10 protein-coding genes are annotated in these 12,058 nt (G+C 59.7%); 2 read left to right on the top strand and 8 right to left on the bottom strand.

Annotation, left to right across the window (positions count from 1 at the left end; all coding sequences use genetic code 11):
* Positions 1-59 precede the first annotated feature (59 nt).
* Positions 60-1,139 (top strand): endonuclease/exonuclease/phosphatase family protein, encoded by a 1,080-nt coding sequence (locus ACNYC6_RS17370; protein WP_419708439.1) that lies wholly within the window; start codon positions 60-62, stop codon positions 1,137-1,139.
* 128 nt (positions 1,140-1,267) lie between these two features.
* On the opposite strand, the gene ACNYC6_RS17365 is transcribed toward ACNYC6_RS17370, so the two are convergent.
* The 6 genes from ACNYC6_RS17365 to ACNYC6_RS17340 all read right to left on the bottom strand — a co-directional run bounded on the left by ACNYC6_RS17365 (position 1,268) and on the right by ACNYC6_RS17340 (position 9,006).
* Positions 1,268-1,693 (bottom strand): RidA family protein, encoded by a 426-nt coding sequence (locus ACNYC6_RS17365; RefSeq protein ID WP_128874422.1) that lies wholly within the window; start codon positions 1,691-1,693, stop codon positions 1,268-1,270.
* Between the two features lie 71 nt (positions 1,694-1,764).
* Positions 1,765-3,030 carry a flavin-containing monooxygenase gene (locus ACNYC6_RS17360; RefSeq protein WP_419708438.1) on the bottom strand — a complete coding sequence of 422 codons (1,266 nt, stop codon included), beginning with the start codon at positions 3,028-3,030 and terminating at the stop codon, positions 1,765-1,767.
* A 337-nt stretch (positions 3,031-3,367) separates the two neighbouring features.
* Positions 3,368-4,750, bottom strand: coding sequence for an aspartate aminotransferase family protein (locus ACNYC6_RS17355; RefSeq protein WP_419708437.1), 1,383 nt, complete (start codon positions 4,748-4,750; stop codon positions 3,368-3,370).
* Positions 4,751-4,778: 28 nt separating this feature from the next.
* A complete protein-coding gene (locus ACNYC6_RS17350; protein WP_419708436.1) occupies positions 4,779-6,224 on the bottom strand; it encodes an APC family permease in 1,446 nt (481 codons plus the stop codon).
* Positions 6,225-6,325: 101 nt separating this feature from the next.
* Positions 6,326-7,366 carry an ABC transporter substrate-binding protein gene (locus ACNYC6_RS17345; RefSeq protein WP_419708435.1) on the bottom strand — a complete coding sequence of 347 codons (1,041 nt, stop codon included), beginning with the start codon at positions 7,364-7,366 and terminating at the stop codon, positions 6,326-6,328.
* A gap of 149 nt (positions 7,367-7,515) precedes the next feature.
* Positions 7,516-9,006, bottom strand: a complete 1,491-nt coding sequence (locus ACNYC6_RS17340; RefSeq protein WP_419708434.1) for an aldehyde dehydrogenase — start codon at positions 9,004-9,006, stop codon at positions 7,516-7,518.
* Positions 9,007-9,235: 229 nt separating this feature from the next.
* On the opposite strand from ACNYC6_RS17340, the gene ACNYC6_RS17335 reads away from it, so the two are divergent.
* Entirely contained in the window at positions 9,236-10,156 is a 921-nt protein-coding gene (locus tag ACNYC6_RS17335) for a LysR family transcriptional regulator (protein WP_419708433.1), read from the top strand.
* A gap of 24 nt (positions 10,157-10,180) precedes the next feature.
* Here the strand turns inward: ACNYC6_RS17335 and argE are convergent, their stop codons facing one another.
* On the bottom strand, positions 10,181-11,344 hold the full coding sequence (gene argE / locus ACNYC6_RS17330; RefSeq protein ID WP_419708432.1) for an acetylornithine deacetylase: 1,164 nt from the start codon (positions 11,342-11,344) through the stop codon (positions 10,181-10,183).
* Complete coding sequence (locus ACNYC6_RS17325; RefSeq protein ID WP_419708431.1) at positions 11,337-12,014, bottom strand: DUF1028 domain-containing protein; 678 nt, start codon at positions 12,012-12,014, stop codon at positions 11,337-11,339. Before ACNYC6_RS17325 ends, argE begins: the two co-directional genes overlap by 8 nt.
* Positions 12,015-12,058 lie beyond the last annotated feature (44 nt).

Raw genomic sequence — 12,058 nt, 5'->3', positions numbered from 1 at the left:
GCCATCGTTGACGCTCGGGTATGCTCGGGATCAACTTCCGTAACGCTATAAGCCGAGCCATGACCCGACTGCTGCGCTACACCTTGCTGGGATTGTTGATCGTCATAAGCCTGGCCGGTGTGATGATCTACAGCCTGACCTGGCGCCCCGAAGCTCGCGAAGTGCTGCCGGTCATCTGCAGCACCAAGGCGCCAACCCTGGCGCCCGGCCAGGCGCTGAAGGTGATGACCTGGAACGTCCAGTACCTGGCGGGCAAGCGCTATGTGTTCTGGAATGACCTGGCCAACGGCTCGGATGAAAAACCCACGCCGGAAGACATGGCCTTCAGCCTCGATGAAGTGACGCGGGTGATTCGCGACGAACAACCGGACGTGGTGCTGTTGCAGGAACTCGATGACGGCGCCAAGGCCAGCGATTACCAACACCAGCTCAAACTGCTGCAGGAACGACTCGCCGACCTGTATCCCTGCAGTGTCAGCGCCTTCGACTGGAAGGCCGACTTCGTCCCTGATCCACATATCTTCGGCAGCGTTGGCCGGCAATTGGCGATGCTGAGCCGTTACCGGATCGATCATGCCCAGCGCCTGCAACTGCCGGTGGCGCCGGTCAATCTGGTCAGCCGCCAGTTCCAGCCGAAAAACGCCCTGCTGGTCGCCTACCTGCCAGTGAGTGATGGCGGTCAGGTCGCAATCCTCAACACCCACCTGGACCGTGCGAGGCAACCTGACGAGACGCTGCAAGCGCAGGTCTCGGCCATCGGCAAAGTTCTCGACACGTTCGAAAGCCGCGGTACGCCCTGGCTGATCGGCGGCGATTTCAATCTGTTGCCACTTGGACAATATCAACGCCTGCCCACCGAGCAACGCACACCCTATTCCGCCGATAGCGTGCTGCACGTGCTGTGGGACAAGTACCCGATGATCCCCAACAACAACGAGGCCGGGGGCATCGACCGCGCACGCTGGCTGAGCCATTACCCGAACGATCCGAGCCTGAATGGCCCGGACCGCACCGTCGACTACCAGTTTTACAGCCCACGTATCAAGCGGGTCGAGGCAACGGTCAGGCAGGACGATACGTTGCGCATCTCCGATCACTTGCCGGTGATAGCGCGATTCCTGCTCCCCGCCACGCCTTGACCTTGTAGGAGCGAGCCAGGTCCGGGCGGCGTTCCGACGATGGTCGTCAACGAATACGTGCACTGTCTGTCTGCACGCGTTGCCTGGACGTTTTTCGCGAGCAGGCTCGCTTCTACAGGGAGCGAGGTTTACTTCGCCTGCCAATCATCCGGAATGACAGCGATCACATCGATTTCCATCAGCCACTGCGGTTGACCCAACCCGGAAATCACCAGCCCCGTCGAGATCGGGAACACGCCCTTCAACCACTTGCCCACGACTTGATAAACCGGCTCACGGTAGCGCGGGTCGATGATGTACGTGGTGGTTTTGACGATATGGGAAAGATCGCTCCCCGCCTCTTCCAGCAGCTGTTTGACGTTTTTCATCGCCTGTTCGGCTTGGGCACCCGGGTCGCCAAGCCCTACCAGGTTGCCATCGAAATCGGTGCCGATCTGGCCGCGCACATAAACCGTATTGCCGGCCCTTACGGCCTGGCACAGATCATTGTCCAGCGACTGGTTCGGGTACGTGTCCTTGGTATTGAACATGCGAATTCGCGTGTGAGTAGGCATCAACTGACTCCCATAAAATCTGTTATTTGGCGGATCGGGAATGGCCATGACGCCATTCCCTTGAAAGACGCTTAACGCTGCGACGGATCGCGGTATTCGAGGTACTGGCGCTGGGTGGCGATGTGGCCAGCGACATGCTTGGCGTCGTGCCAAACGCCCCAGATGAAACTCGATCCACGACGCGACAACCACGGCAAGCCCACGAAGTAGACACCCGGCTCGTTCGAGACCCCGCGCTGATGACGCGGCTTGCCCTTCTCGTCAAAGGTATCGACTTGCAACCAGTTGTAATCGACGGCGTAGCCGGTGGCCCAAATGATCGAAGTGATGCCCGCCTCGGCCAGATCCAGTTCGAGAATCGGGTTGCTGACGCACTCCGGGTCGGGAAGCATGAAGCGGGCTTCGGGCTCTTCGGGCAGGTCGAGTCCGTTACGCGCGATGTAGGCATCCGCCGCATCGAGCAGCGACAGGTAATTCGCGTCGCCCGCCGCGATGTTGCGCGCCAGATCTTGCTGGAACGTCACCACGCCGTCGTTAAACGACTGGGTCAGCCCTACCAACTTGACACCTTGCTGGGCCAGCACCCGGAAATCGACGGTCTGCCCGCCACGCGCACCGCTCACCGCAATGGTCACGTGCTCGCGCCCAGGCTCCATGGTTTCCAGATCCCAAAGCCCCAGCACCCCGAGCCACCAGCAGAAATCACGGTTGCGATAAGCGCGAGGCGGACGATCGTGCTGGCCAACCGACAGGTAGACCTGTTTACCGGCACGCTGCAATTCATCGGCAATCTGCACACCGGAAGAACCCGCACCGACCACCAGCACACCGCCCTCGGGCAACTGTTGCGGGTTGAAATATTGGGCCGAGTGAATCTGCGTGATGGTGCTGTCTTTCGGCGCAATCGGCGGGATGACCGGACGCTGGAATGGACCGGTCGCCGCCACTACGCGATTGGCCTGAATCACGCCTTCGGAGGTTTCGATGGTGAAGCCCGGACGATCACTGTTGCGAACGACTTTTTTGACTTCTACGCCGGTACGAATCGGCGCTTCGAATTTCTCGGCGTAGGCTTCGAAATATGCCGCCACGCGATCTTTTGAGGCGAAGGCATCGGGCTCCAAATCTTCGAAGTCCAGGCCAGGAAACCGGTCGTGCCAAACCGGGCCGTTGGCAACCAGCGAATCCCAACGCCCGGTGCGCCACGCTTCAGCGATGCGGTTGCGCTCCAGGACGAGGTGCGGCACACCGAGCTTGCTCAGGTGTTCGCTCATGGCGACGCCAGCCTGGCCGGCACCGACAACAAGCGTATCTATTTCTATCTTTTTATCATTCATGCTTGTGTCCTTCAGAGAGGCGACTATGGCGCGGCACGTCGCGACAGATCAGCTGTTTAAATAATTGAATTCCGCATCGATAACGTTGCTGGCGGGGTAGTTTTATTGTGCTTGGCGAATGCCAATAGCGAAATTATGATTTTTGTCGTTGTTGCCCATGAAAAAACTAACCAACAACTCACTTCACACTTCACTGAATAAATACAAAACCTGTAGGGGCGAGCCTGCTCGCGAGGAGCTCATAAGCGCCGCGTTAAACCACTAAGTACACGTTATCGTTAACGACCATCGCGAGCAGGCTCGCTCCCACATTTAAAGGAGCGAGCCTGATCGTTATTTAGAGCACGCCAATTTCTTTGGCCGTTCTATCAACCGCAATTTGGATCTTGCCAACCAGTTCATCGATTTCAGCACGCGTGGCGATCAATGCCGGCGCCATGATCATGCGGCCCAGTGTCGAGCGAATAATCACGCCTTCTTCAAAACCGATCGTGCGGCAGCGCCAGGTGATATCGCCTTCGTTGGCGAAGCGTTTGCGGGTCGCCTTGTCCTCGGCAAACTGCAACGCAGCCACCAGGCCGGCACCCTGGATCTCACCCACCAGCGGGTGATTGCCAAACACCTCGCGCAGACACTGCTGGAAGTACGGGCCAGTGTCGCTTTTCACTTGGGTGACCACACCTTCATCGCGCAACGCCGTGAGGTTGGCAATGGCCACGGCGGCCGCCACTGGGTGACCGGAATAGGTCAGGCCGTGGGCAAATACGCCGCCCTGCTCGACCAACACCTCGGCCATGCGCCGGCTCAAAATCAGGCCGCCCATTGGGATGTAACCCGAGGTCAGGCCCTTGGCGATCGACAAGGTATCCGGCTCGAAATCAAAGTGCTGGTGGGCAAACCATTCGCCCGTGCGACCGAAACCACCGATCACCTCGTCCGCACACAGCAGCACGTCGTACTTGCGGCAGATGCGCTGGATTTCCGGCCAGTAGCTCTCTGGCGGGAAGATCATGCCGCCCGCGCCCTGGAACGGTTCGGCGATAAACGCAGCAACGTTTTCCGCACCCAGTTCGAGAATCTTGGTCTCCAGTTGCTGAGCCGCGCGCAAGCCAAACTCGGCGGGCGTCAGATCACCTTCATGGCCAAACCAGTACGGTTCATCGATGTGCGCGACATCCGGAATCACACCGCCCATTTCGTGCATGAACTTCATGCCACCCATGGCGCTGGCGGCCAGGGTAGAGCCGTGGTAGCCGTTCCAGCGACCGATCATGATCTTCTTCTGCGGCTTGCCGAGCACCTGCCAGTAGCGGCGCACTGTGCGGATCAATACCTCGTTGGCTTCAGAGCCGGAGTTGGTATAGATCGCGTGGCTGTAGTGCTTGGGCAGCAGGCTGAACAGCAACTCGGACAGCTCGACCACCGCCGGGTGAGTGGTGTGGAAGAACATGTTGTAGTACGGCAGTTGCTCCAACTGACGGGTTGCCGCCGCGGCCAGATCCTTACGCCCGTAGCCGAGGTTGGTGCACCACAAACCGGACATGCCATCGAGGTACCGATTGCCGTCGTTGTCCCACAGGTGCAGGCGGTCGCCACCGACAATCACGCGCGGCCCTTCTTCGTTCAACGCCTTCTGATCGAGGAACGCGTGAATGTGGTGAGCGGCGTCGGACGCTTGATAGTCTTTGGTTTCGCGCTGCGGTTTGTAATCGGTTGTCATTTCTTGTTCTCCTGAATTGAATAAAGGTTCAGTTCCCGGACACGGTCGTCAGCGGTGTCACGGCAGGTACACCGTTGTCCTGCGATTCGTTCTGGATAAGGGGTTCCGGCGTAAACAGCGGTTTGCGCATCACGAACTTGACCCACACCACGGCAATTACCGATATCACGCCCAACACCACACCGGCACAATAAAAAATACTGGCGGTCATCTCTGGTGTCGGCGACACGTGGTAGATCGCAAACAGCATGCCGACGATGCCAATGACCTGCGGCCACGGATAAAACGGTGAGCGGAATGGACGCGCCAGATGGGGATAACGACGGCGCAAGGCGATCACGTCGATGTGCACGATGATGTAGGCCAGTAGCCAGGCGAGCGCGGCAGCCAGCAGCAGCAAGCTGATCGCGGCAGCGTCGTGCCCCAGAATGAGGATCGGCAGGCCGGTAATCGCCGCCACAAACAGCACGGCCACCCAAGGCGTACGGCCACGTGCGGTGAGTTTCTTGAACTGCGGGAACGCCTGGCCGTTTTGCGCCATGCCGTAGAGCATGCGCGGCAATGCCGCCAGCGACGAGTTCACGGTACTGCACGTTGCAGTGATGGCGGCAACCACCAGGAACAGCTTGCCTGCCTCACCAAAAATCGTCGTGGCGAGCAGGTAGTGCGGCAGGGCATCACTCGCCAGTTGCTCACGTGGAATGCACAGCAACGCGCCAAAGCAATACAGCGCGATCACGCCGAAGATTACCGTCAAACCGATGATCATCGAACGCGGAATGTTGCGCTCGGGATTGCGGGTTTCTTCCACCAGCGGGCAGACGAATTCAGCCCCGACAAAACCCCAGATAGCCATGGCCGCCAAGGTGATTGCCCCGGACTCCAACGGGTTCCAGCCCTGCTCCAGCGGCAACTGCAAACTGGCCTGACCGTTACTCAGCGATGCCAGGCCCATGGCGATGAGGATCACCACCATCACCAGCGCCAGCACGTTTTGCAGCTTGGCGAACACATCGATGCCGAACAGGTTCAGCACGGTGAACAGCCCCAACACACCGTAGGCCACCACCATGTGCGGAATGACATCGGGATAGACCTTGCTGATCACCAGGTCCAGCAACAACAACTCGGCGGAGAGCGCAAACATCGCCACCACCATGTACCCCGAGAAGGTCGCCAGAATCGCCGGGAAATGCCCGATCGCCACTTCCGTGTAACTGCTGAGGCTGCCTGCCTTCGGAATCATCAAGGCCAATTCGGAAAACGACCAGGCGTAGGTGATTGCCAGCACATAAGCGATGGCCAGCGGAATGATGAAACCGAAACCGGCGATGCCCGCGCCTTGCAGCATCAGCACCATGACGCCTTGCGATACCACGACACCCACTGCAACAGCCAGCAACGAACCCAGCCCCAGGACCCGGCGCAAACCGCCGGACGGCGCCTGGCTGGACGCGGTTGTACTTGAACTCATGACAAACTCCCCGTGTGTTTTTGTTGTTGATCGCCTTCTCGTGGAAGGCAGGGATGAAGATCGCCACTCATCCCTGAGTGGTGACTGAAGACAGGAAAGGCCTAGCGGGCCGCCCAGGCGTTGAAGCGTTCCTCAAGCTCTTCGCCGTGATCGACCCAAAACGTGGCATCGACCAACTGGCCTTCAGAAAGATTGGCTTGAGCGGTGGGCAACTGGGCAAGCGTGTCGGCCGGCAGCTGCGCCAGCACGTCCTTGCGGATCGGGCCGTAGGGAATCTGCGTGGAGAAGGATTTCTGCCCGCTCGCCTGGCTGGCGAACACGATGAACCGCTCGGCCAGCGCCTTGTTCGGGCTGCCGCGAACGATGGCCCAGTGATCAGGATCGTAGAGGTGACCGTTCCAGGAGATGGCCAGCTTCGAGCCTTCCTTTTGCGCCACGGCAATCCGCCCGTTGTAGGCCGCCGACATCACGACGTCGCCTGCCGCCAGCCATTGCGGTGGTTGCGCACCGGCTTCCCACCACTGGATCGAGGGCTTGATCTGATCGAGCTTGTGAAACGCCCGGTCCACGCCTTCCTTGGTGCCCAGCACTTTGTACAGGTCATCCTGCTTGACCCCGTCGGCGAGCAGCGCCACTTCCAGCGTGTACTTGGCGCCCTTGCGCAGGCCGCGCTTGCCGGGGAATTGCTGCAGGTTCCACATGTCCGCCCAGGAGGTTGGCGCTGCGTTCACCTTGTTCGCGTTGTAGGCAAGCACCATCGACCACACGTAACTGGCCACGCCGCACTCGCTGACTGCGCCTGGCAGATAGTTTTTTGAATCGCCAATCAGCGCTGGATTCAGCCGTTCGAACAACCCTTCTTCACAACCGCGCAGCAACTCAGGGCTTTCAACTTCGACCACGTCCCAACTGACCTGGCCCACATCGACCATGGCTTTGACTTTGGACAGCTCTCCGCTGTACTCGCCGACCACAACTTTGCCGGCGCCACTTTGTTCGAAGGGTTTGAAATACGCCCCCTCTTGCGCTGCCTTGGTAGCACCGCCGAACGAAATAACCGTAAGACTTTCGGAGTGCGCAATAACCGGCACCGTCGATATCAACAACGCTGTTACAACGCTCGAAAACGAATATCTGAACATGAAATCTCCCTCACTTTTTAATTGTGGTTAGTTACTGAGGCAGTCACGGCCACGCAGCCGCAAATACACGCAAAACAATCCGCGTGATGACATCTTTTTATTCTTTAAACCGCACACCATCAGCGTGCGGTTAATTGTTCAGGAGTCGCTTAACGCAATTGAAACCAGGTGGTTTTCAATTGGGTGTATTTATCGAACGAGTGCAGCGACAAGTCCCGGCCGAAACCCGATTGCTTGCCACCGCCGAACGGCACGCTGACATCGAGGGCATCCACTGTGTTCACCGAAACCGTGCCAGCCTTCAGCGCCCGTGCGACCCGGTGCGCGCGATTCAGGTCGTCGCTCCACACAGACGCCGCCAGCCCATAGATGCTGTCGTTGGCCAGTTGCACCGCTTGCTCTTCGGTGTCGAACGTGGAAATCGCCAGCACCGGGCCGAACACTTCTTCGCGCGACAGGTGCGAGTCATGATCGACGTCGGCAAAAATGGTCGGCTCGATAAAGTTGTCGGAACCGTTGAAGCTCAAGCGACGGCCACCGGTGAGCAGTCGGGCGCCGTCTTCGTGGGCGCGCTCGATAGCGCTCATCACGCGGGACGCCTGGGTCGAATCGACGATGGCGCCAGCGGCGCTCGCCGGGTTCAGTGGATCGCCCGGCATCCAGGCTTTGGCTTTCTCCAACAGACGCTCGATAAAATCATCTTTGACCGAGCTCTGGACATACAGCCGTGAGTTGGCCGAGCAGACTTCGCCCTGATTGAAGAAGATACCGAACGCCGCTTTCTCCGCCGCCAGATCAAGGTCACGGCAATCGTCGAACACCAGGCTCGGGCTCTTGCCGCCGCACTCCAGCCAGACTTGCTTGAGGTTCGATTGCGCGGCGTACTGCATGAAATATTTGCCCACCTGAGTCGAACCGGTGAACACCAGGCAATCGACATCAGGATGCAGCCCCAGCGCCTTGCCGGCAGACTCGCCCAACCCCGGCAACACGTTCAGCACGCCCGGCGGCAAACCGGCTTCCAGCGCCAGCTCGGCCAGACGCAGGGCCGAGAACGGTGATTGTTCGGCGGGCTTGAGCACCACGCTATTGCCGGCCGCCAAGGCCGGTGCCAGTTTCCAGGCCGCCATGTCGAGCGGGAAATTCCACGGCACCACGGCCGCCACCACGCCCAGCGCTTCACGGGTGATGGTCGCCAGTGCCGAGGACGCCGTCGGCGCGACCTGATCGTAAAGCTTGTCCAGCGACTCGCCGTACCAGGCAAACACATGGGCGGCGCCGGGGACGTCGATGTTGTAGGCATCCATCACCGGTTTGCCCATGTTCAGCGAGTCGAGCAAGGCGAGCTCTTCGCGGTGCGCCAGCACCAGCTCGGACAGACGCAGCATCACCCGCTTGCGCTCGACCGGCGCCATCCGCGCCCACGGGCCTTCGTTGAACGTGCGACGCGCACTGCGCACGGCCAATTCCACTTCCACTTCGCCACACGCGGCGACACGGGCAAGCAACTGATTGGTCGCGGGGTTGATCGAATCGAATGTCGCGCCCGAAGACGCAGCCACCTGCCGGCCATCGATCAAGGCTTTGTCAGAGAAGGTTTGCCGGGCAGCTCGTTGCTGCCAATAGTCGAGGTCGAACACGCTACGCTCCCTTTACGACCGCTTGGGTGGTCGGGGTGGTTATCAGAGGTTGTAGCGATAGTGCGGCAACCGTGCGAAGAGGAAAATTATTAAAAATGTGCTCGGGGTATAAGAAAAAACTGGGTAAGCGCAGACCCAGTCCGGAACCCGCATAGGGTAAGGTTCAGTCAACAATCTGCGCGGCGGCCATCCGGCCTTTCCGCGCAAAACAGAGCAGAGCGAGGTGCGTGTGGCTTCCTATACATTGCGGCAACTCAAGTATTTCGTCACAACGGTGGAAGCCGGAAGCGTCGCCGAAGCCTCGCGGCAGCTGTATATCGCGCAGCCCTCGGTTTCCACGGCGATCAAAAGCCTGGAAGAGTCGTTCAACGTCCAGTTGTTCATCCGCCACCACGCCCAGGGCGTTTCGCTGACACCCACCGGCACGCGCTTCTATCACAAGGCGCAAGAGCTGCTGCGCATGGCCCGGGAGTTTGAACAGAATGCGCTGGCCGATAACGACACCGTCTCCGGGCAGATTGACATCGGCTGCTTCGAGACCGTCGCCCCGCTGTACCTGCCACAACTGATCGCAGGCTTTCGCAAGCTTTATCCGGGCGTGGACATCCGCATTCGCGATGGCGAACAGCAGGAGCTGGTGCAAGGCTTGACCGCCGGCACTTTCGACGTGGCATTCCTCTACGATCATGGGCTGGATGGCACCATCCAGACCACGCCGCTGATGCCACCACAAAAGCCTTACGTGCTGTTGCCTGAAGGGCACCGCTTCGCTGATCAGAAAGAGGTATCGCTGCGGGACCTGTGCAGCGAGCCGATGATTCTTCTCGATGTGCAACCGAGCCGGACCTACTTTGTGAGCCTGTTCCACGAGCTGGAACTGACGCCCAACATCGTCTTCAGCTCACCCTCGATCGAGATGGTGCGCGGCATGGTCGGTCAGGGGTTCGGCTTCTCGATCCTGGTCACCCGCCCGCACTCGGAATGCACTTACGATGGCAAGAAAGTGATCTCGGTGAACATCAAAGAGCCGGTCACCCTGTCCGGCCTGGCGTCTGCCCATTTGAAACGCAGCCAACTGACCAAGCCTGCGCAGTTGTTCGTGGACTTCTGCCGCGAACAACTGAGCCAGAAAGTTGCGGGAACCCTGTAGGAGCGAGCAGGCTCGCTCCTACAATTAAATGTCGCCACACAAATAGTCAGCCAACCGCACCAGCATCGCATCACAACCGCTCAACTGCTCCAGCGAAATGAACTCGTCGGGCTTGTGCCCTTGGTCCATGCTGCCCGGGCCACAGACCACCGTGGGAATGCCAGCCTGATCAAACAGCCCGCCCTCGGTGCCAAACGCGACCGTTCCAAACGCTGAAGAATTGCTCAACAGCGCCAGCAGTCGGGCCGCGTCGCTCTCGGGCGGCGTCGCCAATCCGGGATAAGCACTGAGTGGCCGCAGGCGAATGTCAGTGTCCGCCTGCACCGCGCGCATCTTGGGCAACAGGTTTTCCTGGGCGTAGACCTGCAACTGATCCGCCACCTCCTGAGCATCGAAGTCCGGCAGCGCCCTGACCTCAAAATCGAATTCGCATTCAGCAGGAACAATGTTCAGCGCCCGGCCACCCTTGATCACACCCGTTTGCACCGTTGAAAACGGCGGATCAAAACGCGAGTCATGGTGATCCGGACGCGCGAGCTGCTCACCGATCACGCCCAGCCGACCAATCAACAGTGCCGCATATTCAATCGCGTTCACCCCATAAGGCGCATACGCCGAATGACACGCCGCACCGCGCACTTCGCAGCGCATTGCCAGTTTGCCTTTGTGACCGAGCACAGGCTTGAGTTCTGTCGGTTCGCCGATCAGGCACAGTCGGGGCTTGAATGGCCGCTTCTCCAGCTCGGCCAGCATCGGCCGAACACCCAGGCAGCCGATTTCTTCATCGTAGGAAAAGGCCAAGTGCACCGGGGTCAAAAGTGGACGCTGTACGAAGGTCGGAACCGCTGCGAGTACCGAGGCGATGAAGCCTTTCATGTCCGCAGTGCCACGGCCGTACAGGCGCCCATCCTTTTCCGTCATCTGGAACGGGTCGACCGTCCACGCCTGCCCGTCAACCGGCACCACATCGGTGTGACCGGAGAGCACCACGCCACCGGACGTGAGCGGGCCGATGGTCGCGAACAGATTCGCCTTGGTGCCTTCTTCGTTGAAGAACAGTTCGCTCTGAACACCATGCCCGGCCAGGTACGCTTCGATGAAGCGAATCAGTTCGAGATTGGAATCGCGGCTGACGGTGGCGAAACCGATCAAACGCTCCAACAGTTCCCGGCTGGAGAGATCACTCATCCCCCGGCACTCCATAACTCGGCGCCGTGGTCGGGTTGAGTGCGCGAGTCAGGTAGTCCTGCATTTGCGGGCGATAGGCTTGCCAGAGACCATCAAGCTGCCCGATGGGATCTTCCTCGGCCCAGTCGACCCGCAAGTCGATGATCGGCCACGTGTGGTCGCCCACCACTTTGAGCGCAGCGGAATGAACCGGCCCGGCTTCGCCACCGGCCGCCATCGCCGCGTGCATGGCCGCCAACAAGCGGTCTGCCAACTGACCCGGCTCAGCCTCAAACGCCGCGACCATCGCCTCAATGACCCGCACATCGCTGAGCAAATTACCCGCCGCGACGCACTGCTCGCCCTTCACCGCGTTATGCACACCCAACGACTCTTTACCGCTGAACAGCGCAATCCGGCCTGACGCATCGATCACCGTGACCTGTCGGTACTGGCTCCAGCCGTTAGACGTCAGCGCCTTGTCGAGTGCCGCGTCAGGCTCCAGCTGCTGATGCTCCAGCAAGTCCAGAATCTGCGGCCCCAACGCCGGCAGCGTAATGTTCTGCGTAGAGACAGCACCCACACCCGCCCGCGCCCAAGGGCAACGCGCACCGACCGCAATGCTCGAAGAACTGATGGCAATACCGAGCTGCCCGGTTTCAGGGCAGCGTCCGATAATCGAGAACGTCATGACTCACTCCTTAAAATTCCAATGCACGCGTCATTGCATTCTGT

This window comes from Pseudomonas sp. NFX224 (genome assembly GCF_048565165.1).
Classification (GTDB): Bacteria; Pseudomonadota; Gammaproteobacteria; order Pseudomonadales; family Pseudomonadaceae; genus Aquipseudomonas.
This window is presented reverse-complemented; position numbering and strand designations above follow the sequence as displayed.